This window comes from Mesorhizobium sp. B2-3-11, assembly GCF_006442215.1.
Taxonomy (GTDB): Bacteria; Pseudomonadota; Alphaproteobacteria; order Rhizobiales; family Rhizobiaceae; genus Mesorhizobium; species Mesorhizobium salmacidum.
The window spans coordinates 22,104-46,957 of the sequence record NZ_VFVS01000003.1 but is presented as its reverse complement, the minus strand read 5'-3'; the positions used below and the strand labels follow the sequence as shown (position 1 = coordinate 46,957).

General features: G+C 63.8%; 22 protein-coding genes and 1 pseudogene. 10 read left to right on the top strand and 13 right to left on the bottom strand.

Annotation, left to right across the window (positions count from 1 at the left end; translation table 11 throughout):
- Positions 1 to 10: 10 nt before the first annotated feature.
- Positions 11 to 1,135: a hypothetical protein gene (locus FJ960_RS05590; protein ID WP_140712410.1), complete on the bottom strand. Its 1,125-nt coding sequence runs from the start codon at positions 1,133 to 1,135 to the stop codon at positions 11 to 13.
- 6 nt (positions 1,136 to 1,141) lie between these two features.
- Positions 1,142 to 1,576 (bottom strand): hypothetical protein, encoded by a 435-nt coding sequence (locus FJ960_RS05585; RefSeq protein ID WP_027143311.1) that lies wholly within the window; start codon positions 1,574 to 1,576, stop codon positions 1,142 to 1,144.
- Between the two features lie 781 nt (positions 1,577 to 2,357).
- Between FJ960_RS05585 and FJ960_RS05580 the strand changes: the two genes are divergently transcribed.
- Positions 2,358 to 3,296: a diacylglycerol kinase family protein gene (locus FJ960_RS05580; RefSeq protein ID WP_140504993.1), complete on the top strand. Its 939-nt coding sequence runs from the start codon at positions 2,358 to 2,360 to the stop codon at positions 3,294 to 3,296.
- A 226-nt stretch (positions 3,297 to 3,522) separates the two neighbouring features.
- Here FJ960_RS05580 and FJ960_RS05575 read toward each other — a convergent pair whose 3' ends face one another.
- The 3 genes from FJ960_RS05575 to FJ960_RS05565 are packed head-to-tail and all read right to left on the bottom strand — an operon-like array spanning position 3,523 to position 7,264.
- Positions 3,523 to 4,440, bottom strand: a complete 918-nt coding sequence (locus FJ960_RS05575) for an NAD(P)-dependent oxidoreductase (protein ID WP_140712408.1) — start codon at positions 4,438 to 4,440, stop codon at positions 3,523 to 3,525.
- Entirely contained in the window at positions 4,437 to 5,651 is a 1,215-nt protein-coding gene (locus tag FJ960_RS05570) for a mandelate racemase/muconate lactonizing enzyme family protein (RefSeq protein WP_140712406.1), read from the bottom strand. The genes FJ960_RS05575 and FJ960_RS05570 overlap by 4 nt, the downstream gene beginning before the upstream one ends.
- Positions 5,648 to 7,264: a GMC family oxidoreductase N-terminal domain-containing protein gene (locus tag FJ960_RS05565; protein WP_140712404.1), complete on the bottom strand. Its 1,617-nt coding sequence runs from the start codon at positions 7,262 to 7,264 to the stop codon at positions 5,648 to 5,650. Before FJ960_RS05565 ends, FJ960_RS05570 begins: the two co-directional genes overlap by 4 nt.
- 204 nt (positions 7,265 to 7,468) lie before the next feature.
- Between FJ960_RS05565 and FJ960_RS05560 the strand changes: the two genes are divergently transcribed.
- The 3 genes from FJ960_RS05560 (at position 7,469) to FJ960_RS05550 (ending at position 9,846) form a co-directional block, all read left to right on the top strand.
- The gene (locus tag FJ960_RS05560; protein WP_140712402.1) at positions 7,469 to 8,410 is read left to right on the top strand and encodes a phosphoribosylaminoimidazolesuccinocarboxamide synthase; all 942 of its coding nucleotides are present in this window, start codon (positions 7,469 to 7,471) and stop codon (positions 8,408 to 8,410) included.
- 64 nt (positions 8,411 to 8,474) lie between these two features.
- Positions 8,475 to 9,356: an alpha/beta hydrolase gene (locus tag FJ960_RS05555; RefSeq protein WP_140712810.1), complete on the top strand. Its 882-nt coding sequence runs from the start codon at positions 8,475 to 8,477 to the stop codon at positions 9,354 to 9,356.
- A gap of 94 nt (positions 9,357 to 9,450) precedes the next feature.
- The gene (locus tag FJ960_RS05550; protein WP_140712400.1) at positions 9,451 to 9,846 is read left to right on the top strand and encodes an acyl-CoA thioesterase; all 396 of its coding nucleotides are present in this window, start codon (positions 9,451 to 9,453) and stop codon (positions 9,844 to 9,846) included.
- 471 nt (positions 9,847 to 10,317) lie between these two features.
- Here FJ960_RS05550 and FJ960_RS05540 read toward each other — a convergent pair whose 3' ends face one another.
- Positions 10,318 to 10,686, bottom strand: a complete 369-nt coding sequence (locus FJ960_RS05540; protein ID WP_140505002.1) for a helix-turn-helix domain-containing protein — start codon at positions 10,684 to 10,686, stop codon at positions 10,318 to 10,320.
- A 90-nt stretch (positions 10,687 to 10,776) separates the two neighbouring features.
- Here FJ960_RS05540 and FJ960_RS05535 point away from each other — a divergent pair, with 90 nt between their 5' ends.
- The gene (locus FJ960_RS05535) at positions 10,777 to 11,382 is read left to right on the top strand and encodes an NADPH-dependent FMN reductase (protein WP_140712396.1); all 606 of its coding nucleotides are present in this window, start codon (positions 10,777 to 10,779) and stop codon (positions 11,380 to 11,382) included.
- 298 nt (positions 11,383 to 11,680) lie between these two features.
- Here the strand turns inward: FJ960_RS05535 and FJ960_RS05530 are convergent, their stop codons facing one another.
- Complete coding sequence (locus FJ960_RS05530) at positions 11,681 to 12,109, bottom strand: sigma factor (RefSeq protein ID WP_246672628.1); 429 nt, start codon at positions 12,107 to 12,109, stop codon at positions 11,681 to 11,683.
- Entirely contained in the window at positions 12,106 to 12,510 is a 405-nt protein-coding gene (locus FJ960_RS05525) for a YciI family protein (protein ID WP_140505004.1), read from the bottom strand. Before FJ960_RS05525 ends, FJ960_RS05530 begins: the two co-directional genes overlap by 4 nt.
- 233 nt (positions 12,511 to 12,743) lie before the next feature.
- Between FJ960_RS05525 and FJ960_RS05520 the strand changes: the two genes are divergently transcribed.
- From FJ960_RS05520 to FJ960_RS05505, 4 genes are all read left to right on the top strand, one after another.
- On the top strand, positions 12,744 to 13,670 hold the full coding sequence (locus FJ960_RS05520) for a DMT family transporter (RefSeq protein ID WP_140505005.1): 927 nt from the start codon (positions 12,744 to 12,746) through the stop codon (positions 13,668 to 13,670).
- Between the two features lie 332 nt (positions 13,671 to 14,002).
- Positions 14,003 to 15,484 carry a family 16 glycosylhydrolase gene (locus FJ960_RS05515; RefSeq protein ID WP_140712394.1) on the top strand — a complete coding sequence of 494 codons (1,482 nt, stop codon included), beginning with the start codon at positions 14,003 to 14,005 and terminating at the stop codon, positions 15,482 to 15,484.
- Positions 15,485 to 15,519: 35 nt separating this feature from the next.
- Complete coding sequence (locus FJ960_RS05510; protein WP_140712392.1) at positions 15,520 to 17,256, top strand: type I secretion system permease/ATPase; 1,737 nt, start codon at positions 15,520 to 15,522, stop codon at positions 17,254 to 17,256.
- A 1-nt stretch (position 17,257) separates the two neighbouring features.
- Positions 17,258 to 18,577, top strand: a complete 1,320-nt coding sequence (locus FJ960_RS05505) for an HlyD family type I secretion periplasmic adaptor subunit (RefSeq protein ID WP_140712390.1) — start codon at positions 17,258 to 17,260, stop codon at positions 18,575 to 18,577.
- A gap of 22 nt (positions 18,578 to 18,599) precedes the next feature.
- On the opposite strand, the gene FJ960_RS05500 is transcribed toward FJ960_RS05505, so the two are convergent.
- The gene (locus FJ960_RS05500) at positions 18,600 to 19,910 is read right to left on the bottom strand and encodes a hemolysin family protein (RefSeq protein ID WP_140712388.1); all 1,311 of its coding nucleotides are present in this window, start codon (positions 19,908 to 19,910) and stop codon (positions 18,600 to 18,602) included.
- Positions 19,911 to 19,990: 80 nt separating this feature from the next.
- Positions 19,991 to 20,905, bottom strand: coding sequence for a LysR family transcriptional regulator (locus FJ960_RS05495; RefSeq protein WP_140712386.1), 915 nt, complete (start codon positions 20,903 to 20,905; stop codon positions 19,991 to 19,993).
- A gap of 119 nt (positions 20,906 to 21,024) precedes the next feature.
- Here FJ960_RS05495 and FJ960_RS05490 point away from each other — a divergent pair, with 119 nt between their 5' ends.
- Positions 21,025 to 22,071 (top strand): NAD(P)-dependent alcohol dehydrogenase, encoded by a 1,047-nt coding sequence (locus FJ960_RS05490; protein ID WP_140712384.1) that lies wholly within the window; start codon positions 21,025 to 21,027, stop codon positions 22,069 to 22,071.
- Here FJ960_RS05490 and FJ960_RS05485 read toward each other — a convergent pair.
- The 3 genes and pseudogenes from FJ960_RS05485 to FJ960_RS05475 all read right to left on the bottom strand — a co-directional run.
- Positions 22,035 to 22,727 (bottom strand): annotated as a pseudogene (locus FJ960_RS05485) (LssY C-terminal domain-containing protein); the annotation flags it as partial. The gene FJ960_RS05490 and the pseudogene FJ960_RS05485 overlap by 37 nt on opposite strands.
- 69 nt (positions 22,728 to 22,796) lie before the next feature.
- Complete coding sequence (locus tag FJ960_RS05480) at positions 22,797 to 23,603, bottom strand: extensin family protein (protein WP_140505013.1); 807 nt, start codon at positions 23,601 to 23,603, stop codon at positions 22,797 to 22,799.
- A 106-nt stretch (positions 23,604 to 23,709) separates the two neighbouring features.
- Complete coding sequence (locus FJ960_RS05475; protein WP_181174167.1) at positions 23,710 to 24,783, bottom strand: extensin family protein; 1,074 nt, start codon at positions 24,781 to 24,783, stop codon at positions 23,710 to 23,712.
- Between the last annotated feature and the right edge of the window lie 71 nt (positions 24,784 to 24,854).

Below are 24,854 nucleotides of genomic sequence, written 5' to 3'. Positions count from 1 at the left end.
GACTGTCGCCTCAATAGTCGTAGACGTGTTCGAGCCCGGCTCCGGCCTTCATCAGCGATGGCAACACCAGATGCAGCTTGCGCACGGCCACGACCATGCCGGTGCGGCGCGTCGAGGGATCCGCCGGGAGCGGATAGCTGAACAGGATGCGCATACCTTCGGGGACGGCGATCGAATCGGTTGACAGCACCGTGACCATGATCTCGTCATTGCCACCGATCTCGACAAAGGAGACACCCTTGTCGATCAGCCGCGGGATCATGTCGGTGAAGACCTGATATCGCTTGGTGACGAAGATGGTGCCGTCCGGGCCCAGGTCCCGTTCCAGCAAGGTGTCGGGCTCGTCGCGGGTGGCCTCGCCGACCGGCCCCTTTGCCCAGACATGGACATCGAGGAAGGCCGGGTCGGAAGTCGCGGCAAGCGCCTTCTTGATGAGCTCGGCATACCCTTGCTTGATGGTGTCGGCGAGGCCGAAGGCGAGCTTGCGTTCGCTGGTGCGGATGGAACTGTCACCAGGCGCCGGCTGCACGGCAAACAGTCCGGCGCGCTTTTGCGCATAGGGAAACTGGTACCACGGCACCTGGTCGAGAAAGCCTGCATAATCCGCCGCCACCTTGGCCTGGTAGATGTCGGCGGCGGTGCGCTTGCCCGATGCCGCCTCGGTGATGCGGCCGACCGTGTTTTCGTAGGCCCACTGCAATATATGCTCGATCGAGTGGCTGGTGCCGATGATGATCAGCATCTGGTGGTTGGCATAGTTGAACTTGTAGGGGGAACTGGCGCGCATCACCGTCGCGTAATCCTGCCAGAAGCGGCCGACATAGGACCAATAGGGAAAGCCGCTCGGCTGGTCCTTGGCGACGAAACCGGCGTATTCGCGCGCGGCGTAGACGATCGCCCATTCCGGATAGGTGAGGAAGGTCGATTCCTCCGGCCGCTGGTAGCCGGGGATCTCGGCGCGCACCTTGTCGGCCAGCGCCTTGGGTGGCGCGCCGTCGGCAATGCCGGGCAGCGGCGTCCTGTCGAGCGACGGCGTCGTCAGGAAGCCATAGGCGAGCCCAGCGATCGGGATCAGGATAACGATGACGATCAGCCAGAGGATCGCCTTGATGATGCGCTTTATCAAGCGGGCCATGGCCGGTCAGGCCGTGGCGAAGTGGTCGTAGATGCGCTTCGACAGCCAGAAGCCGATATAGACGGCGATGCCGCCGATGACGATGTGCGGCAGGTTGGCGAAGAAGCGGGTGGGGAATTCAATGTCGTTGAGGGAGCGGAAGCCGTTGATGAAGATGCCGGCATCGAGGCAGCCGGAGCCGGTGATCAGCCCGAGCACGCCGTCGAACAGATAGACCGAGCCGAACAGCTTGAAATAGAACACCGCCTGGCGGTGCGAGATGAAGGCGGCGGCCAGCGCCCAGACGCCGGAAAAGGCATGCAGCAGGTCGTCATACCATTGCAGCGAGAACAGGCCGAACAGATTGCCGTCGGCATCGTTGAAGGCCGGAATGTAGCCGATGGCCACGACCGCGAAGAACAGGAATGCATAGGCGACGGCAAGCTTCTGGATCAAGGTCATGAAGTATCCCCCTTCAATTGACGTCGAACGTTAGCTGATTTTGTTTCCGGTTGCAGCCCCAACCGGAAACACCGCAACAATTGTGTGGGAGAGCCAAAAGACAGTCGGCGCCGGGATTTCTCCCAGCGCCTCCCTGTCAGATCAGGACACGGTCGCGGCAGCAACTTCCGTAAAGTCGTCGCGCCATGCCGGCCTTGATTTTGACGGTCCTGCCAGAAGCCGCCCAGGGGCGACGTCCGTTCCAGACCACGCCGGTCTTGGCCCTTGCGGGCTTTGCCCTGCGTGCCATCGAAGGTTTTTGCCGTCCTTCATGGCAGCATCGGTCCGCCGTCGGCGTTGGCACGCTTTCCGCGGCCCCGTAGGTCTCGGCTTCCGTCCCTCGAACAGGCAAGCCTGCTCTCGCTTCGGGCCGTACGGGCCTCAGGAAATCCGCCTTTCACTTCGCCTTTCGGCTTGATAATCGGTAGCCGCCTGAGATGGGTTGAACTTACGCCGGGTAAGGGGTTTGGGGAATGGCCGCGCCCCTGTGGATAGCGGGATTATCGGGGACCGATGCCAGAAGCTAGGGAAATTCAGGCGCGAAGGCCTTAGACAGCCTGCCCCGCTTTTCGGCGAACGAACCGACGGTGCCCCCTTGCTCTGCCGACAGGCGCGGGTTTCAATGCCGGCCAAGATCGGGGCCGGCCAAGATCGGGGCCGGCTAAGATCGGGGCCGGCTAAGATCGGGGCCGGCAAAGGATCGGGCGCGGCATGTCCGGCGCCTTCCGGGGGAGGACGCGTAGTGAAGGTCGGGGTGGTACTCAATCCGATTGCCGGTGGCGGCCGGCTGAAACGGCATTGGCCCGATGTCGCCGCCGCGCTGAAAAAGCACTTCGGCGATTTCGAACTGCGCGAGACGCAGGCCGAGGGCGACGCCGAACGGCTGGCGCTCGATCTCGCGGCAAACGGCTTCGACCTGGTGATCGCGGCCGGCGGCGACGGCACGGCCAGCGAAGTGGCCGACGGCCTGCTGCAGGCCCGCGAGGAGGGCGGCAGGACAGCCGAACTCGGCCTGCTGCCGTGCGGCGCCGGCATCGATTTCGCGCGCGGCCTCGGCCTGCCGAAGGAGATCGACGCAACGCTGAAACGGATCGCCGACGCCAAGGCAAGGGCGGTCGATGCCGGCCGCATCTGCTATGTCGACGATCATGGCGCGCTGGCCAGCCGGCACTTCATCAACATCGCCAGCCTCGGCCTGTCGGGCGCCACCGACCGCGCCGTCAATGCCGACAAACGCAAGGGCAGGATGTCGGCCAAGGCGCTGTTCCTGTGGCGCACGGTGGTCGAGTTCATCCGCTACCGCTTCCAGGACGTACGGATCACCGTCGACGACGCCACGCCGGTCGAGGCGCGGATGGCGCTGGTGGCGGTGGCCAACGGCAAATTCTTCGGCGGCGGCATGATGATCGCGCCCGATGCGGAGCTGACCGACGGGCAGTTCGACATCGTCATCCTGCGCGCGGCCGGCAAGCTGAAGCTGATCTGGGATATCAGGCTGCTCTATGGCGGCAGGCATCGCAACCATCCCGCCATCACCATCCTGCGCGGCAGGAAGGTGGTGGTCGAACCGCTCGGCGATGTGGAAAAGAACGGCGCGCTGGTCGATATCGACGGCGAGTCGCCGGGGCGCATACCGGCGACCTTCGAGATCCTGCCCGGGGCGTTGATGCTGAGATATTGAAGCGAGGCGTTGCCGGAGGGGTAGAGCGCCCGCGGCGGAACAGCACCGTTGCAACGCCTTGATGTACCGCGTGGAGGGTGTTTTCGCCAATCGCCGTGGTATGCAATCCGATCGAAACTCTCGCTCAGGAAACCAGTCGAGATGTTGCAGCTCTGATTCAAGTTGTTGCGGCTATGATTCTAGATTCTTGCCCAACGCATTGATTTCATTTGCTGGCTCATGTTGCTCAAATCTCCAGCTTGGCCGGAAAACCGGGCGCACGAAGATCGGTTCCGACCGCGTCTTCCAGCAGCTTGACGATCTGGGTCGACCAGGCGTCGCCGCCATAGGCAGCCTTGCCCTGCTGAAAGATTGCGTCGACCCGCGATGCGAGCTCCAGCGGAACGCCGAAATCCCTGCCCATGGCGAGCGCGAAGCCAAGGTCCTTCAATGCCAGGTCCATGGTGAAGCCGATGTCATAGGAGCCGTTCAGCACCAACTGGCTTTCGGTCTCGTGCACGAAGCTGTTGCCGGAGGAGGCCACGATGGCGTGGTAGCTCTGCGCGAGATCGAGCCCTCCCTGCTTGGCCAGCATCAGCGCCTCGCCGGCGGCGACCAGATGGATGAACGCCAGCATGTTGGTGATGACCTTGATCACCGCCGCCGAGCCGATCGGGCCCATGAGGAACGACTTCGCGCACATGGCTTCGATGGCCGGGCGGTGGCGCTCGTAGAGGATGGCGTCGCCGCCGACCAGCGCGGTGATTTTGCCGACCGCCGCCAGATGCACGCCGCCGGTGACCGGGCATTCCAGCGTCTCGACGCCTTGGGCCGAGGCGAGGGAGGCAAGCCGTAAAATCTCGTCACGACCGTTGGTCGACATCTCGATCCAGGTGCCGCCCTTGGGCAGACCTTCCAGCAATCCGCCCGGACCAGCCAGCACCGCCTCGCTGACTTTCGGCGAGGACAGGCACGTGATGGCATTGCCGACGCGGGCAGCGGCCTCGGCCGGGCTGTTGGCGGCCGTGGCGCCGAGCGCGACAAGGCGCTCGACGGCGGTGGGATCGCGGTCGACAACGGTGACGACAAAGCCGTTGCGGATCAGACTGGCGGCAAGGTTGCCGCCGAGATGGCCAAGGCCGATGAAGGCGTAGCTTTCGCTCACGGCATCAACGGTGTCTGCATCATCTGCAGATGCAGGTCCTTGCCGGTATAGGGATGGGCATCGCAGACCGCCTCGTTGAGCTCGACGCCGAGCCCAGGCTCCTTCGATGGGATGACATTGCCGTCCTGCCATTCGATCTTCTTCTTCAAGAGCGTGGCGTGGAAACCGTCCCACTGTTTCAACGATTCCAGGATGAGGAAATTCGGCAGCGTCACCGCGAGCTGGATGTTGGCGGCACCGACGATCGGCCCGCAATAGCAATGCGGCGCGACCTGGATGTGATAAGCCTCGGCCATGGCGGCGATCTTCTTGGTCTCCAGAATGCCGCCGGAGCGGCCGAGATCCGGCTGCAGGATGGTGGCGGCGCGGTTCTCGATGACTCGGGCGAATTCGGATTTCGTCGTCAGCCGCTCACCGGTGGCGATCGGAATCGAAGTCGCACGCGCCACCTGCGCCATCACTTCGGGCATGTCAGGCGGCACCGGCTCCTCGAACCACAAAGGATCATAGGGTTCGATGGCGCGCGCCAAGCGCAGCGCGCCCGATGCGGTGAACTGGCCGTGCGTGCCGAACAATATGTCGGCGCGGGTGCCTACCGCCTCGCGTATCGCCTTGATCATGCGGGTCGAGACATCGATGTCGATGAGGCGCGGCTGGTGGCCGTCGAAGGCGGTGTAGGGGCCGGCCGGGTCGAGCTTGACGGCATTGAATCCCTGCTCGACATATTCGACCGCGCAGGCCGCCGCCATCTCCGGGTCGTTGTAGACATTCCTGCCGTCCGGCGCGTCCTCGGAATGCACGCTGCCGGTGTGCGGGTAGAGGTAGGTATAGGAGCGCAGCGTCTCGTGCACCTGGCCGCCGAGCAGCTTATAGACCGGCTTGTTGGCCTCCTTGCCGACAATATCCCAGCAGGCCATTTCGAGTGCGGAAAAACAGCCCATGCCGGAAACGTCGGGGCGCTGGGTGAAGCCGGAGGAATAGGCGCGGCGGAAGAAATTCTCGATGTCGTGCGGATCGCGGCCGACGAGATAGCGCTCGGCCATGTCCTCGATCATCTTCGCCGTGATGTGGGCGGAGAAGGTGGCGTTGTAGGCTTCGCCATAGCCGACCACGCCGCCATCGGTGGTCAGCTTGACGAAGATGAAATACTTGCCGCCGATGCCGGGCGGCGGGTTGCCGACAACCCATGTCTTGACATCAGTGATCTTCATGTGTGGTCCTCCAGAACCAGTTCGGCGCCCTTCCACCCGGTCATGACCGAGGCAGCGTTGGTGTTGCCGGTGATGTTGTCGGGAAAGATCGAGGCGTCGATGACGCGCAAGCCTTCGAGCCCGTGCACTTTGAGGCGCGGATCGACCACGGATCGCGAGGGGTCGGGGCCCATGCGGCAGGTCGAAACCGGGTGATAGACCGTGCCGGAGCGCTTCCTGAAATCGGTAATCAGGTCGGCGTCGGACTGGATCGACGGGCCGGGCAACACCTCTTCGGCGATGATCTCGGCCATGGCGGGCATCGAGGCGATCTTGCGCACGAATTTCACCGCCGCCAACATCTCGTCGACATCGGCGTTGGTCGAGTAGGCGTTGGCGACGATTTTGGGATAATCTAGCGGATTGCTGGAGCGGATCATGATCTCGCCGCGGCTCGACGGACGGCAGTTGGACAGGCCGATGGAGAAGCCCGGCCACGGATCCGGCGTCAGGATCGGCCGCTCGCCGTTCTTCGGGATGAGCGTCGAGAAGGCCTGGAAATAGAGCTGCATGTTGGGCCGGGAAAACGCCGGGTCGGTGCGGAAGAAGCCACCGCCATGGTTCATCGACAGCGACAGCGGGCCGGAGCGGGTCAGGATGTACTGCATGCCGACCAAAAGCTTGCCCCACCAGGGGCGCAGGATCTGATTGAGCGTCGGCAGCTTGCCCTTGAAGGTATAGTTGATGCCGACATGATCCTGCAAATTGGCGCCGACATTCTCGTTGGCATGAACGACCGGGATGCCCAATCCTTTGAGCAGCGCCGCCGGGCCGATGCCGGAGAGCTGCATGAGCTGTGGCGAGTTGATCGAGCCGGCGGACAGGATGATTTCACGGCCGGCGTGGGCCGTCTTGGTCTGGCCGTTCCGCAGATATTCGACGCCGACGGCGCGCCTGCCTTCGAACAGGATGCGGCTTGCCAGCGCATTGGTCTCCACGCGGACATTGGCGCGCTTTATCGCCGGGCGCAGGAAGGCGCGGGCGGCCGACATGCGACGGCCGTTTTTGGTCGAGATCTGGTAGATGCCGACGCCTTCCTGGGCGGCGCCGTTGAAATCGGGATTGAGCGGCAGCCCGGCCTGCTGGCCGGCGGCGAGATAGCGTTTGGTCAACGGGTGGACGGCGCTGGCTGTATCGCTGATGTGCAGCGGGCCGCCGGTGCCGCGCCATCGGTCGGCGCCGGCCTCGTTGTCCTCGAGCGCCTTGAAGGCCGGCAACAGATCGTCATAGCCCCAGCCGGGATTGCCGGCGGCGCGCCAGTCGTCGAAATCCTCGCGCGCGCCGCGAATCCAGACCATGGCGTTGATCGAACTCGAGCCGCCAAGCAGCTTTCCGCGCGGCCAGTGATCGACATTGCCGCCGAGGCCGGGATCCGGCTCGGTCTTGTAGTTCCAGTTGACGGTGGGATCGAAGAAGGTCTTGCCGTAGCCGAGCGGCATCTGCACGTAAAAGCGCCGGTCACTGCCGCCGGCCTCCAGCACCAGGACCGAGAAGCGCCCCGAGGCCGATAGTTTGTCGGCCAGGACCGAGCCGGCCGAGCCGGAGCCGACAATGATGAAATCGTAGGTCTGCATGGTGGACGTCGGTGGCTCCTGAATGTGGCACCAACCTAGGCGCGGCGGGTCCGCCAAGTCGCCGGGCCTTCCGGCATCGGTTGTGAAAAAAGCGACTGGTATATCCAGCCGGGTTGCCGGGAATACCGACAATCACGCTTGATATGTATGGGGTCGACGGACTATGCGAGGGCATCGGCCACTCTGCGCAAGGCAGGAGAACCCATGCGTGTCCTGTCGGATGCTTTCATTCCCGAACTGCCGGGCTATTACAAAGGCAAGGTCCGCGAGAATTACGACCTTGCCGACGGCAGGCGCATCATCATCGCCACCGACCGTCTCAGCGCCTTCGACATCATCCTGACCTCGGTCCCGTTCAAGGGAGAGATCCTGACGCAGACGGCGCGGTACTGGTTCGAGGAAACGGCCGATATCTGTCCGAACCATGTGCTGGAATATCCCGACCCGAACGTCGTCGTCGGCACAAGGCTCGACATCCTGCCGGTCGAGATCGTCCTGCGCGGCTATCTGGCCGGGACCACCAGCACCTCGATCCTGACCCGCTACCGGCGCGGCGAACGGGAGATGTACGGGATGCGCCTGCCGGACGGCCTGCGCGACAATGAGAAGCTGGCCGAGCCGGTCATCACGCCGACCAGCAAGGCCGCGGATGGGGGCCATGACGAGCCGCTGTCCAGGGCCGAGATCATCGAGCAGGGTCTTCTTACACAGGAGCAGTGGGACACAGTTTCGAGTTACGCCCTGAAGCTGTTCGCCCGCGGCCAGGCGCGCGCCGCAGAGCGCGGCCTGATCCTTGCCGACACAAAATACGAATTCGGTACCGACAAGGACGGGACGATCATTCTCGCCGACGAAATCCACACGCCCGACAGCAGCCGCTACTGGATCGCCAGGAGCTACGAACAGGCGCTGGCTGATGGCACGCGACCGGAGAGCTTCGACAAGGATTTCATTCGCTCGTGGGTGACGGCGCGCTGCGATCCCTACAAGGACCCGATCCCGAGGATTCCGGACGAGATCATCGAACAGGCCTCCAGCGTCTATGCCCAAGCCTACGAGGCGATCACCGGCAAGGCATTCATCCCTGACACGTCCGGGAATACGGTTCTCGATCGTATCCGCGCGAACCTGAAGCGCTATTTCTAGCGGCTATCCGGTCTCCATTGCGGTTGCGCCGGGAACCTTGTGCGGCATCGTTGATTTCGACAAGATGTTTGAAGGTTTCCGACTGGAGAGGGTTCGCCTCTCTAACGCGACCCTTCGCGTTCGTGTCGGCGGTAGCGGGCCAGCAGTCCTCTTGCTGCACGGACATCCCCGGACGCATGTCACCTGGCACAAGGTGGCCGACATCCTTGCGAAGGATCATACAGTAGTGTGCCCTGACTTGCGTGGATTCGGGCAATCATCGATTCCCGAGGACACGTTTGATCATTCAGGGTCCTCGAAACGTGCGAAGGCCCAGGACTGCATTGAACTGATGCATTATCTGCGGCTCGACCGTTTCGCGCTGGTCGGGCATGATCGCGGAAGCTATACGGCCTTCAGACTGGCGATGGATCACCCGGCGGCTGTTACGCATTTGATGATCCTGGATGGGGTCCCGATCCTCGAAGCACTGGAGCGCTGCGACGCCCGTTTCGCCGCCGCGTGGTGGCACTGGTTCTTCTTCGCGCAACCAGACAAACCCGAGCGCGCGATAGGCGCTGGTCCCGAACAGTGGTACGGCGTCTCGCCGGCTGAGATGGGGCAAGAGGCGTACGCCGATTTTCTCGAAGCGATCCGCAATCCCGACGTCGTCCATGGCATGATCGAAGACTATCGGGCTGGCCTGTCGATCGACCACGTCCACGATGCGGAAGACCGTCAGTTGGGCCGCAGGATTCAGTGTCCGACGGCGGTGTTGTGGTCGCTGAAAGACGATCTTGAAGCCTTGTATGGAGATGTCCTGCAAGTCTGGAGGCCTTGGGCAGGCTCGACTCTCACCGGCAAAGGACTGCCGAGTGGGCATCATATGCCGGAGGAAATTCCTGATATGCTGGCCTTCGAAATCAACGCCTTCCTGGCCCCCGACCGGGCAGCCAACTCCCGATGAACTGCTGCCAGTGTGACATTCCCCGTCGCGCGTTGACCTCCGGGCGCCTTGACGCTACGGGATTCAAGGCAATCGATATCGAGGAATTTCTCGCATGGTGCAGTATGCGGACGGACGGCCGATCGGAGACCTGACGCTGCGCACGCTGGCCATGCCTTCGGACGCCAATGCCGCGGGCGACATTTTCGGCGGCTGGGTGATGGCGCAGATGGACCTTGCCTGCGGCATCCGCGCCGCCGAGCGGGCCAGGGGTCGCGTGGTGACGGCGGCGGTCAAGGAGATGTCCTTCGCCAAGCCGATGAAGATCGGCGACACGCTGTGCATCTACACCCATGTCGAACGCGTCGGCCGCACCTCGATGACGCTCAAGGTCGAGGCCTGGGCGCAGCGCTATCTCTCCGACCTGATGGAAAAAGTCACGCACGCCGATTTCATCATGGTGGCGCTGGACGGCGAGGGCAAGCCGAAGGTCGTTCCAGCCGAAAGCTGATTCGATACCGCCAATCCGGACATTTGTAACATCGCGCGAGCGGAGCGATGCGGTCAGCGACATCCTGCCGTTGCCTCCACGCCCAATTCTGCGGGCGTCGGAGGAAGACAATGCGTCAACACCTATTGAACGGCTGGCTTGCGGCGGCTCTCGCCGCGCTCGCCTGCCTGCTCGGCATAATCGCTTCTGCCGAAGTCAAACAGGACCTTGGGCACACCGCCTGTCTGCGTGACACGGCTGGTGTGAAGGAGCGGACAGCGACGTGCACGATCTGCAGTTCGACGCCTTGCGGGGCCATGGCGCGAAGAGCCTGACCGGCTGCCTTTTGGAATGTGGTCACCGCCAAGCGCGTGAGCACACCTTGAGCGCCATGGGCGAACCAGGACTTCTCGTTCAGGGAACCATGACTTCGCCTTGAAACACGAACCGCCGCTCAGTGCGAAACTCCGGCCTCCTTGCCGCGCAAGGGTTTCAGGCTTGCATCTCGTCGAATCTGGCGCGCGCCGACTGAACGCGTTGGGTGTTCTTGCGGGCCCATTCGCCGAGCGCGCCGACCGGGACCAGCAGCTCGTGGCCAAGCTCGGTCAGCTCGTAGTCGACGCGTGGCGGGATGGTCGGAAACACCTTGCGGGTGACGAAGCCGTCGCGCTCCAGGCCGCGCAAGGTGGTGGTCAGCATCTTCTGCGAGATGCCGCCTACGGCCGCGCGCAACTCGTTGAAACGCAGCGGTCCGCGGCCAAGCTTGCCGACCACGAGCACGGTCCATTTGTCGCCGACGCGCTGCAGGATCTCCGACACGGCCCGGCAGTCCTCGGTGTCATGCGGGTGCCTCAGTAACAAAAACGTGCCTCCTTGCGCGCCGGTTTGTCAGTATCACATATAGCGCCGGTATCCAAACGATACCAAAAATTCCCGCAAGGAGAGCCCCTTATGTCCAAGCCCAAAATCGCCATTGTCATCGGTTCGACGCGCGCCGCCCGCTTCGCCGACGTGCCGACGCAGTGGATCGCCAAGATCGCCAAGGCCCATGCCGATATCGATGTCGAAATCGTCGACCTGCGCGATTTTCCGCTGCCCTTCTTCGATGAGGTCGCGTCTTCCGCCTGGGCGCCGTCGCAGAACGAAGTCGCACAGCGCTGGCAGAAGAAGGTCGCCGGATTCGACGGCTTCATCTTCACTGCCGCCGAGTACAATCACGGCCCGACGGCCGTGCTGAAGAACGCCATCGACTACGCCGCCAACGAGTGGAACAAGAAGCCGGCCGGCTTTGTCGGCTATGGCAGTGTCGGTGGCTCGCGCGCTGTCGAACAGCTTCGTCTCCACGCCGTCGAATTGCAGATGGCGCCGGTCAAGTCCGCCGTCCATATCGCATGGGGCGATTTCCTTGCCGTCCGCCAGGGCGAGAAGAAGCTCGAAGATCTCGAGCACCTGAACCAGGCCGCCGCCGCGCTGGTCAATGACGTCGCCTGGTGGGCCAAGGTGCTGAAGGCCGCTCGTGCCGCCGATGCTATCGCCGGGGAAGCGCAAGCGGCCTGATCCGCCGGATCGGATTGTCCTCCCAAGGCTACGGGGCGGTGCTTGCGCCGCCCTTTTTTGTTGGCGGGTTTCTTGCAAAGAAGTTGCGGCTTGGCCTGAAACTGCTGGAAACGCCGCGCCGCACCAACCAAACCTCTTGGCGTTGCGGCGGAGCATAGGAGGTGAACTGTCACCGGACGTGCTGAGGGCCAGCCTGCCCGAGCGGGTTCCAACTGGCGGCGAACGGACAGCTAAAGGTCGCAATCGGCTGCCCCCGTGGCGCGGGCGAGCAGCAGGGCGCGTTCCCTGTCATTGCGGGTCAATTGGGCGGCGTGGCGGAACGCGGCGCTGGCTTCCGCCTGATGGCCTGCTCGGTTGGCAAGACGGGATGACAAGCGGTGAAGATCAACCGCAAAAGGTCGTCGTCGATATCCTCGTCGAGCGCCCCCTCGATGTCGGGAATCCCGCGCTCCAGCTCGCCGAGGTCTACGGCGAGTTCGCGATGTTTGCCGTCGATCATGGTGGTGCGGCGCAGCCGGTCGAGCGCGCGGTTCCTGGCGACCTGCGTCAACCAGGCGGCCGGATTGCGCGGAATGCCGTCGCGAGGCCAGCGCTCCAGCGCCAGCAGGAAGGCGTCCTGCGCGATTTCCTCGGCCAGCCCGACATCCCTGAGAGTGCGTGCCAATCTGGCGGTGAGCTTCGGCTGCTCGATCCGCCAGACGGCTTCGATGGTTGCGTTGGGGGTCAATCCTTCAGGCTGCCGAGGCGGTCCGCCACCTTCTGGACGTCCTCGGGAAATTCGCTCATTTCAAAGACCTGGCGGATTTCGATCACGTCACTCTCCCCGGCGGGGCAGCGGCGGGCCCATTCAATGGCCTCGTCGCGCGAGCGTACATCGATCACCAAATAGCCGCCCAGAACTTCCTTGACCTCGGCGAAGGGGCCGTCGACGACCACAGGCTTGCCGCCTTTGAAGCTGACCCGCGCCCCGGAGGATGGCGGATGCAGGCCGTCGAGCGCCAGCAACACGCCGGCTTTCTTCAGCTCGTGATTGTATTTCATCATCCGGTCCACCGCCTCGGCGCCGGGCATGACATCGGGCGCGGCGTCCGCGTAGCCGCCGGGGATCATCAGCATCATAAACCGCATGGTCTTTCTCCTGGGTTGGGTTGGTTCAATCATATGACGAGCGGGCAATGTCGAAATCGACACGCGCGGCAAGAAAATTCAGGTCGCCAGCAGTTCAGGGCCACAGTGGTTCGGGTCCTTAGTAGTCGGGCCCCCAATCAGGCCACAAGCCGGCTTGGTTGGACCGCCATATCGGCGGGGCTGCCATCTGGCCCCGCCGGTCGGCCCTGATATATCCGGCTGCGATCCATCACATGAGGGGCCTCGTGAAGTCATCCAGCCTGGCAGGCGCCGTTTCTCCCATGGTCCCGGTGCTTGTCTGCGCGCTCGGCATCTTCCTTCTGTCCGGGATGGACGCGGCCATGAAGGTCCTGGTCATCGCCGTCGGCGTCTACAACACGGTGCTGTGGCGCAGCATGCTCGCGACCGTGGTTGCGGGCGCCGGCTGGTCGGCGGGGCCGCGCACGCTGCCCACGCCTTCCGTGCTCAGGCTGCACGCATTGCGTGCCGCGGTCGTCGGCTTTGTCTTGCTGTCCTTCTTCTGGGGGCTCGCCAGACTGCCGCTAGCGGAGGCGATCGGGCTCAGTTTCGTAGCGCCGCTGTTCGCCCTGCTGCTGGCCGCGCTGCTGCTGGGCGAACGAATCCAGCGTCAGGCGATCTGGGCCTCGCTGGCCGGCATTGCGGGCGTCGCAATCATCGTCGTCGGCCAGTTCGGGCAGACAAGCCATGCCAGGGATGCCTTGCTCGGCACGGCGGCGGTGCTGGTGTCGACGGTGTTCTATGCCTACAATTTGATCCTTGCGCGGCAGCAGGCGCTGTTGGCCAAACCGATCGAGATCATGCTGTTCCAGAACCTTTGCGTGGCGGTCATCCTCGGTCTCGCCGCACCCTGGCTCGCCATTGCCCTGCCGCGCGAGCTCTGGCTTCCGCTGGCCGGAGTGACGGCACTGTCGCTCGCCGGCCAATTCCTGATGAGCTGGGCCTATGCGCGGGCGGAAGCGCAGTATCTGATCCCGACGGAATACTCCGCCTTCATCTGGGCGATCGCGCTTGGCTTCCTCTTCTTTGATGAGGCGGTGACCTGGACCACGCTGGCGGGAGCGGGCCTCATCGTGGCCAGTTGCCTGATCGCGGCACGTTCAAATCCCAGGCTTGCCGAGCCGATTGAAGCCGCTGTCTGAGGGCGTAAGCTTCCCGCCCCACCGCAGGATCTGGCGGCGAGAAGGGAGGCAGCGATGGGCCGGGTGGATACCCTTCATCCAAGTAGATCCTTCATCTAAGTAGATCCTTTGCAATTTCTGGTTTATACACAATTTTACTAAATAGCTGCGATTAACCGGCGCTCTCTTCACGGATAATAAGTATATGTCTTCCGAAAAATCGGTGTTATGGTCAATAGTGTAATGATTCCCCGGGAACGATATCGTTCCTTTCAGCATTGATCCAATGCGGCCATCCGAAGTTCGTATCGAACGGTTCGAGCTGGCCTGGCACCGCGAGGAGGATTTATTCGATGAGCTTCTTCGTCAACGCCGTGGGTGTTCCTCTTCCCTATAGCGGCACGTCCAACCACTGGTACTCAGCGACAGGGGCCGGGCCGGACATGTATGGCAGCGCCGGAAACGATTCCTTCTGGGGAGCAGGCGGTGCCAACGTCACGATGCACGGTGGCACGGGCGATGACATCTATTACCTCTATGGGGCGGGCAACAAGGTGGCCGAGGCCGCCGGGGCAGGCATCGACACGATCAGCACATGGATGAGCTACAAGCTCCCCGACAATGTCGAGAACCTCATCGTCACAAACCCCAATAACTACGCCTTCGGAAACGGGTTGGACAACATCATCACCGCCACGGCCGGGCACCAGACGCTGGACGGCGGCCGGGGAAATGACGTTCTGATCGACGGCGGCGGCGGCTACGACACCTTCATCATCTCGAAAGGCAACGGAAGCGACCTGATCGCCAATTTTGCCGCCACCGACACCGTCCGCCTCAATGGCTATGGCTTCACGTCGTTCGACGCCATCCACTCGAACATGGTCCAGGCGGGATCGAACGTGCTGTTGAACCTCGGATCCGGCGAGATCCTCGAGTTCAAGGATACGACCGTCGACAAGCTGAATTCCAACCAGTTCCAGTTGCCGATCGACATGTCCGGAATGAAGCTGTCCTTCAGCGACGATTTCAACACGCTCAATCTTCACAATGCCCAGGGTGGCACATGGGATACCAATTTCTCATGGGGGGCGCCGAACGGCAGCACATTGACCAGCAATGGCGAGCTGCAATGGTACATCGACGCCAATTACGGGCCGACGAGCTCCGTCCACCCGTTCAGCGTGAACAACGGCGTGCTGACCATCACCGCCGCGCAGGCGCCGGCCGACATCAAGCCGCTGATCAATAATTACGAATACACGTCAGGCATCCTCAACACACACAGCACTTTCTCGCAGACCTACGGCTATTTCGAAATACGCGCCGACCTGCCCGAGAACGCCGGCGCCTGGCCGGCCTTCTGGCTGCTGCCGGCAGACGGCTCGTGGCCGCCGGAACTGGATGTGATCGAAACGCGCGGACAGGACCCGAACTCGTTGATCATGACGGCGCACTCGAATGAAACGGGAACGCACACCAAGGTGACATTGACGGTGAATACCATGGATACCGCCGGCTTCCACACCTATGGTATGCTGTGGACGCCGGACAAGCTCGTCTGGACCTATGACGGTGTCCAGGTCGCGGAAACGGCGACGCCATCCGATATGCACAAGCCAATGTACATGCTGGCCGATCTCGCGGTCGGCGGCATTGCCGGCGCGCCTCCCGATCATCTGGCGACGCCTGCCGAGATGAAGATCGACTACATCCGCGCCTATACGCTGGACAACGCGCCGGCGAGCGCTCTGCACCTCACCAGCAGCACCGCCACGCACAGCATCGCCAGCAGCACGCAGCACGGCGGTTCCGAATTCGGGGGCCACGTGTAAGGTCTCGGGATCATGCAGCGGCGGGAAATGCGGAAATGACTGGACCCTCCGGCCTGCGGCCGGTCTTCATGCGCGCCATCGCCGATGTCGGCGTCTTCTCGCTGCTGATCAACATCCTGCTGTTGGTGATCCCGCTCTATCTGCTGCAGGTCTATGATCGCGTGCTGCCGTCCTCCAGCGTCGAGACGCTTGTCTATCTTTCGGCCATCGCGGTTCTCGCGCTCGTCTTCCTCGGGCTGCTGGACGCGATCCGCGCCGTTTACACGCAGCGCGTCGCGGCGACCGTCGACCGCAAGCTGGGTGCCAGTACCTTCGCCGTTTCGCTCGGCGCAAGATATGCCGGCGGCCTGTCGCCGCTGCGCGACCTCGCCTCGGTCTGCGCCTTCATCAGGTCGCGCGGCGTGGCGGTGTTGTTCGACCTGCCCTTCGCCCCTGTCTTCCTCGCCTTGCTCTATCTCATCCATCCGGTGCTGTTCTGGGTGACGGTCGCCGGCGCGGTGCTTCTGCTTTTCCTGGTCGTGGCCAACCAGCTTGCCATCGGCAGGAACGATGCCTTGTCCACGGAGCGTTCGGCCTTGGCCAGCCAGGCGGAACAGGCCTTTGCCCGCAATGCGGAGACGCTGCGCGCCATGGGTATGGTGGAGAACGCCGCGCGGGTCTGGGGACGGCACGTAGGGGCGGCGCTCACCTTCCATGACCGTTCCTCGAGCGCCAATGCGATCTTCAGCGGCGCCTCGCGGGCGTTGCGCATGATGCTGCAACTGGCGATCCTCGGCGCTGGCGCATGGCTGGTGCTTCAGGGGCAGATGACGGCCGGCATGATCTTCGCCTCTTCGCTGGTGTCGTCGCGCGCGCTGCAGCCGCTCGACCAGCTGATCGGCGCCTGGCGGCAGATCGCCGACGCCCGGCGGGCGTGGGCACGGCTGGAAAAGGCGCTTGCGGCACGTCCGGCCGGGTCGCGAAAACTGATCCTGCCCGATCCGGCAGGCGCGATTTCCGCGCAGGACGTTTTCTTCATGGCGCCGAATGCCCGACCCGGCACGGAGCCCCTCCTCAAGCGGCTGACCTTTGCGATCGGCGCCGGCGAAGCATTGGCCATCGTCGGTCCGAGCGGCGCCGGCAAATCGACGCTGGCGCGGTTGCTCGTGGGTGCCGCCCAACCGACCGGCGGCTCAATCAGGATCGACGGCGCCGACCTCGGGACCTGGGACGAAAGCCAGCTCGGAAAGCATATCGGCTACCTCTCGCAGGAGGTCGAGCTCTTTCCAGGATCGATCGCGCAAAACGTCGCCCGCTTTGACCCGGAGGCGGACGACGGAGCGATCGTCGAGGCGGCAAAGCGCGCCCAGGTGCATGAGTTGATCCTGGCGCAGCGCGATGGCTACCAGACCATGATCGGCCCGTCGGACAGGGCGCTGTCGGGCGGCGAGCGCCAGCGAATAGGGCTGGCGCGCGCTTTCTACGGCAATCCGCGGTTCCTGGTGCTCGACGAGCCCAGCTCCCATCTCGACGGTAGCGGTGAGGCCGCGCTCGAGGCGGTGCTTGCGGCCGCGCGGACGGCGGGCGTCACGGTCGTCGCGATCACCCATCAGCCTTCGATCGCCGCTGCTTGCGACCGCGTGATGCTTTTGCGCGGCGGCATGATCGAAGCCTTCGGTCCAAGCGGCGAGGTGCTGCGGCGGTCGGTCACTGGCAAGGCGGTCCAGCAGAGCACGGTGGTGACCGGGTCGTTCGCCCCGACGATCCGCGCGGGTGGCAGTTTCGGATCCTGAGATGACGACACGGAGCCTCGCCCGGGACAGTCAGCCCCGCACCGACATAAGACGCGTGGCCCTTACCGGCTATGCCGCCATAGCGCTGCTGGCGGGCGGCTTCGGGTACTGGGCCGTCAGCGCCCCCTTGTCGGGAGCGGTGATCACGCAAGGCACGATCTCGGCAACCGGCGGAAACATCCAGATCCAGCATCGCGAGGGCGGTATCGTCCAGGCGTTGCTGGTCCATGAAGGCGATCGCGTGCAACTGGCCCAGGATCTGATCGTGCTGGACCCAACGGCCGCGCAGGCCGAACTCAACCGGCTGACGAGACAGTCGATCGCGCTCAGGGCGAGTGCGGCGCGGCTGGAGGCGGAACGCGACGGGTTGGACAGGCTGGCGCCAATCACCGAAGCGGCGCCGGCACCTTTCCAGCCCGATTTCGAGATCCTGATTCGAGAACAGCAAAAGGAATTCGACGCCAGGCTCGCCCGGTTCCGGTCGGAAAAATCGATCCTGGCACAACGGGTCGCCATGCACCGGCAGTCGGTGGCGGGGTTACAGGCCCAGAAACAGGCCGTTCAGCAACAAGCCGAAGTCGTAAAGAAAGAACTCGGCATCAAGACCGGCTTGCTGGACAGGGGCCTCACCAATCGTACCGAATACTCCCAGCTATTGCGCAGCGAAGCCGATCTCGTCGGGCAAGCCGGAGCGCTGGAGGCCAATCTCGCGACGGCCAACACCCAGATCGTCGAAGGCCAGGAGCAGACCGAGCGCCTGACTACGCAACGCGTCGAGGAGGCGCTGACGAAACTGGACGACGTTCGCTCCAATCTGGCCGATGTCGACGAACAGATCAGGGCGGCGGAGGCGGTGCTGCGGCGCACGACGATCAAGGCGCCGGTAGCGGGCATCGTGGTGTCGTCGACCTACAATTCCAAGGGCAGCGTGATCGCCCCGGGCGAAAAAATCATGGAGATCCTGCCCACTGCGTCGGGCCTGGTCGTCGATGCGAAGCTGCGGCCGAAGGACATCGATCAGGTCCGTGTCGGCCAGCCGGCGAAACTGCGATTGTCCGCGTTGAACTCGCGGTTCACGCCAGAGGTTTCAGCCACCGTGACGCAGATTTCGGCGGATCGGCTCATCGACCAGACCACGCGTGAACCCTATTTCCGCGCCAAACTGACGATTGCCGCCGACCTGCCGCCCGGCGTGAGGCGCGATCAACTTTATCCCGGGACGCCGGTCGAGGCGTTCATCAGCACCGGCGATCGGACTTTTTTCGAGTATCTCGCGCGGCCGATGCTCGATTCATTCGCGCGCGCTTTCGCGGAGCAGTAGATCCCCTTGGACATTTGAACGGTCAGCGTGCCATCTCGCGGTGGCCGCTGGGCAGGCGGGTGGCGATCAGCTTGTCGATGCGGCGGCCGTCGAGGTCGACCACCTCGAAGCGCCAGCCCTGCGCGTCGACGCATTCGCCGGTCGCCGGCAGATGGTGCATGTGCGACAGCACATAGCCGGCGACGGTCTCGTAGTCGCGGTTCTCCGGCAGGTCGATGCCCAGCACCTCGGCCATCTCGTCGGCCTGCATGTAGCCGGCGAGTAGCCATGAGCCGTCATCGCGCTGGACGGCGTTTTCTTCCTCGCCGGCCTCGAGGTCCGAGCGGAAGACGCCGGTGATGGCTTCCAGAATGTCGGCGGGGGTGACAATGCCTTCGAAGTGACCGTATTCGTCATGCACCAGCGCCATCGGCACGTTGCTCTCCTTCAGCTTCTGCAGCACGTCCAGCGCATCGGCCTGGTCGTGCACGATGGGTGCCGCGCGCACATATTTGCGCGGGTCGAGCGCGCGGCCGCCGAGCAGTGCGGCCAGCACGTCGCGTGTCTGGATGACGCCGATCATGGCGTCGACCCCGCCGTCGCCCGCGGGCAGGCGCGAATGCTGGGTGTCCATCAGAAGCTTGCGGATCGTGGCTTCGTCGGACTGCAGGTTGATCCAGTCGACATCGGTGCGCGGCGACATGACGGCGCGCACGGCGCGGTCGCCAAGCCGCATGACGCCGGCGATCATGCGCCGCTCGTCGGATTCGATGGTGCCGTGATGCTCGGCCTCGGCGACCAGCATCTTGATCTCCTCGTCGGTGACCTTTTCCTCGCTTTCGCCGCGATGGCCGAGCAGCCAGAGCACGGAACGGCCCGAAATATCGAGCAGGAAGACCAGAGGGGCCGAGACGGAGGCAAGGATGGTCATTGCCGGGGCCGCGCGGGCCGCGACCCGCTCGGGATCGCGCAACGCAATCTGCTTGGGCACCAGTTCGCCGATGATCAGCGAGGCATAGGTGATGATGGCCACGACGATGCCGACGCCGAGCGGATCGGCGATGTTCTCGCGGATGCCTGTCGAAGCCAGATATTGCGCCAGCCTCTGGCCAAGCGTGGCCCCGGAAAAGGCGCCCGATAGCACGCCGACCAGCGTGATGCCGATCTGCACGGAGGACAGGAATTTGCCCGGATTGGAACCAAGCGCCAAAGCGCGGCCGGCGCCGTTGACGTTGCGGTCGATCATCGCCTTCAGGCGAGCCGGCCGCGACGAGACGATGGCGAGTTCGGACATCGACAGAAGGCCGTTCACGCAGATGAGGACGACCACGGTGGCGATTTCAACGTATAGCATGAGGGCTCAATAGCATTGCCGCACAGCTTTCGAAAATAGTCGGCGACCATTTTAGAAAGATGACGGCGGATGCGGGGCGATCAGACGGCGTCCCAGGGTGGCGATGAGAAATGCGCGACCAGCGCGTCGACGACGACCCGCACCTTGGGCGTCACGGCCCGTGTCACCGGCCAGATGGCATGGACGGAAATGTTTTCGACCAGCGTGTCCACAAGCACCATTTCGAGCGTGCCGCTCCTGAGGCTGTCCGCCACCAGCCAGGTCGGCAGGAAGGTGATGCCGCAACCGGCAAGGACCGCGCCGAGCATCGACTCGCCATTGTCGAGCACCAGCCTTGCCCGCGGCGTGAACTTCACGACATGGCCATCGGCCTGCCTGATGCTCCAGGCGTGGGCGACGCCGTTGCGGGTGTAGCCGATCAGGTCATGGCCGGCGAGATCCTCGATTGTCTGGGGTCTGCCGTTTCTGTCGAGATAGGCGGGGGCGGCGCATATGGCCGAACGCTGGGTATAGAGCCGGCGTGCGGCGAGCGACAGGCTGTCGTCGAGGTCGCCCATGCGGATCGCAAGGTCGATGCCTTCCTCGATGAGGTCGACGCGGCGGTCGTTGAAGGAAATCTCCATGGCCAGATCGGGAAATCGCCTGGAAATGTCGAACAGCACGGGAGCCACGCAGCGATGGCCGAAGGCCGAGGGCAGGTCGACCCGAAGCCGGCCCGAGGGCACCTGCCGGCGCGAGGCAAGCAGCGCCTGGGCGGCTTCGATCTCGGACAGTGCCCTGACGCAGGCTTCATAATAGGACAGGCCTTCACTTGTCGGGCTGAGGCTGCGCGTGGTGCGGTTGAGCAAGCGGATGCCAAGCCGCTGTTCCAGCTGCGCGACCGATTTGCCGACCGCCGATTTCGTCACGCGCAGCCGCTCTCCGGCGCCGGTGAAGCTTCCTGCCTCGATCGTTTGAACGAAGGCGACGATGCCTTGCAGATCCGCGGATTCCATCGATCTATTCCCATTGTAGAAATCTGAGCACCAACTCGTTGCCAATTATGGATCGTAGAAGCGCTTTTTTCCACAGTGAAACAGCGTAAATATCGGCCATGCAATCGGGAGCAGACGCAATGAGCAGCGACATCAACAGATCCTGGCGGATGACCGGCTTCGGCCTGCCCAGGCTGGAATTGGCCGAAGGGAGGATTCCCGAGCCCGGGCCGCATGACCTGCTGGTGCGGATCAAGGCCATATCGCTGAACTACAAGGACAGGATGATCGTCGATGGCGTGCTGATCCCCGACCTTGGCTTTCCGTTCGTCCCGACATCGGATGCTGTGGGCGAAGTGGTGGCGGTCGGCGGCGGTGTCAGCCGCTTCAAGACCGGCCAGCGCGTGCTGGGGCACGTGATTGCCGACTGGCAGGATGGCGATGCGCCGCCAGTGCTGCATCACCATACGCTGGGATCGTCGCTGCCCGGCACGTTGAGCGACTACCTGCTCCTGCATGAGGATGCCGCAGTACTGGCGCCGCCATCGCTCAGCGATGCGGAGGCTTCGACGCTGCCGATCGCGGCGCTGACGGCCTGGTTCGCCATGGCAGAGGCGACAAGACCTGTGCCTGGCCAGACCATTCTCATCCAGGGCACGGGCGGCGTCTCCCTGTTTGCGCTGCAATTCGCCCACGCCTTCGGCTTGCGCGCCATCGTCACGTCAAGCAGCGACGGCAAGCTCAAGCGGGCAAAGAGGCTCGGCGCATGGGAAGTGATCAACTATCGCGCCCGGCCGGCATGGGACGAGGCGGCGCGCGAGCTGACGGGTGGCGCCGGCGTCAACCATATCCTCGAAATGGTCGGCGGCGACAATGCGCGGCGCTCGCTCGACGCGCTGGCCGCCGACGGCCGGCTGTCGATCATCGGCCTCCTGGGCAGCATGGAGCTCAGCTTTCCGATCGTGCCCTTTCTGCGCAACCGGATTGTCGTGCAAGGCATTTCGATCGGCCACCGCCGGGCCTTCGAGCGGATGAACCAGGCGATCGAGGCCCTGGCGATCAAGCCGGTCATCGACAGGATCTTTGGTTTCGACGAGGTGCCGCGGGCCTTCGAGCATCTTGAGAAGGGGCCGTTCGGCAAGATCGTCATCACCACGCCGACGATTGCCTTGCCGTCGGTGAAATAGGGGTCGCCGCCGCCATTGCGGCCGGTCCGGGTGGGGCCGATGCCTGCCAGGTCGCTGGTCGAGGACAACAGGCCGGCGGCATTGAGATCGCCGATCACAAAGTCGCGTTCGGCATCGAGGTCGGGACCGATATGATGGGTGATGGCGCCCGTGTCGTGGCTCAAGCCGACGCCGCGATCGAAGCTGGCGGCGCCCAGCCAGAGTGGCCTTCCGTCGTCGCCGACCGTATCCGTCCGCCAGAAGCGGACATGGTGGCGCCGGTCGGCACTGTCGCCGACCGGCTTTTCGAAAGCGAGTTGCTGGGCGCGGCCCTCGAACAGCAGGCGGCTCATCGGCGCGTCGGGATAGGGCCGGGAAAACAGGACGCTTTCGCCGATGTCGATGGCGGTCCTCAAGGTGACGGCGTCGGCGGTGTCCCAGCCGGCGACGGCGAAAGCGTGCACCAGCTCCTTCTCCGTGCCGACTAGGCCGACATTGATGGGGTCGCCGGGAATGCCTTGCGGCGTGTGGGTGACCATCTCGAAGCGCTGGTTGCGAAAGCCGCGATCGCGGAATGTCCAGAATTCCGGCGCGGCGACATAGGCGAGCGCCACATACCCGGCCAATAAGGCCGGTACCCAGATCGCAATGCGTCGCCGAAGACTTTGCTGCCTCATGTGCCGTCGTCCGCCCCTTCCGGGCGTCACTCTATGCGGAGTCGTGTACCGCTGGCAGGGGGCATGCCATTACCGGCAGGCGCGATAACCGTTCTTGCGGTTCTTGATGTCGAAGTGGAAATGGTTGCGGTGATCGTAATTGTAGCCGGGGCCGAGCACGGTGGTGAAATACTGGCAGCCGTCGGCGCGCACATTGTTGAGGAAGCCCCGGGTGCGGAAGGCGAACAGCCCGGGCTTGCGCACGTCGATGTCGTCGCCATTGTTGAGTTCGATGCTCATGACGTCGAGTGCGTTGCCCTTGCCGTGCTCCGACAGCACGCCTTCACCGGCAATGTTGCGGCAGGAATAGCTGGAGCCCTGGTGGATGGTCCTGACGCCGGAGAAGTAGCGCCAGCGGGCGGAGGGAACGAGTTCGTTCTTCGTCCAGGCGGCGAAGGTGGCGGCCATGTCGCAGGTCAGCGTCGCCGCGGGTTTCATCTGGATGCCGCCGATGGCCGAGACCTTGACCGGATAGTCAATGCCGCACTGGCCCTCGTGGATCGGCGCCAGATCGGTGTAGGCGACATCGAGGCGCTTCAGCTGCTGGCGGCAATCGGCTTCGCTGGCTGGAATCTGCTCGACCGGCGACATCGGCTCATCCATGCGTGGATAGGCGGCCTGCGTCATATAGGGATTGGACGGAACAAGCTTCTGCATGCCCGTATATTGCGGCACGGCCGCGGTCTGCGAGCCGACATCGACGGCAGGCTGCAACGACAGCACGCTGCCGGTGTTGCAGGCCGAAACCGCGGCAAGTGCAAGGCTGGCGGCCAGCAACGCAGCGGGTTTCAATTGGCGTGCGGCGGCGAGGAAAACGGCGCGAAATGTGCCGGCCATTGGCGGAAATCCTAATTCTGGATATCCGGCATTTTAACGATCAAGGGTAAAGGAAAACTCAGCGCCCGTGTTCATGCCTGCGGCTGAATTGCGGCGGAGGTTCCGCTCACTGGCAAAACGTACCGCCATGCCGGCGCGGCTCCAGATCGAAATGAAAATGCAGCGCGTGGTCGGCGTCGGCGCCGGGGCCGAGTACGGTCTTGAACGGGCCGCAGGCGGCCTTGCGCACTGCGTCGAGGAATTTGCCGTCCTTCTCGGGCGGTGCCGGGCCAACCTCGATCGTCTTGCCGTCGGAAAGCGTAAAGCTGGCAATGTCGAGCGCGTTGCCGAAAGCATGTTCCGACAGTTTGCGCGTGCCGTTGCGCGGCCGGCAGATGAAGGCCGATGCCTGGCCGATCGATTTCAGGTCGGCGCCGAACTCGGCTTTCGCCGCCGGCTGGATGACGTCGGCGGCGAAACGCGCCGCTGCCTCGGCCATCGGGCAGTTGAGTTCGGTGCCGGGGGCAATCGCAATCGACTTGCCGAGCGTCTTCAGCACGATCGGGTAAGGGATCGAGCAGCCGATTTCGGGGTTGCTCTCGGCTTTGTGCTCCTCGAATTCGACGCCGAGCGTCTTCAGGCGCTCGCGGCAGGCGACTTCCTCCGCCGGCATCTTGTCGGCGGGAAGATCGGCCGAGCGTGGATCGGGCAGCATCTTCTCCTCGTCGGCCGCATCGGCCGGCTTTGGCGTCGGCTGAGGGGCGACGGCCGGCGGCTGAGGCTCGGGCGTCGTGGTGCCCGGCTTTGGCGTCGGTATTGGCACCACGGCTGGCGGCTCCGGCTCGCTTTCCGTTTCGGCTGGTGGTTCGGGCGGTGTCTGGCTTTTCCGATGGGCCTCTTCGTCCTTGAGCAGATCGGGGTCCTTGAGCAGATCGGGGTCCTTGAGCAGATCGGGGTTCTTGAGCAGATCGGGCGCTTCGCCGCTCTTTGGACCTCCAGCGTTCCGGTCTTGCGTCTTTGGAGCGTCGACCTTTGGAGTGTCCGCAGGACGTGGCTCGGGCACCGGAACATCGGCGGATGGCTGGATATCCTGCGTTTTCCGCGGCGCTGGATTTGGCGCCGGGTGCTGCCTGGCCCGCGCTCTCCGCTTGCCTCGCGGGCTCAGCGGCTGATCGGCCCGCTGTGTCAGCGGCTGCTCCACGCGCGGGCTTAGCGGCCTGTGATGTTTGTGACGATGTTTGGCCTCGGCCGGCATGACCAGCAGAGCCGTGA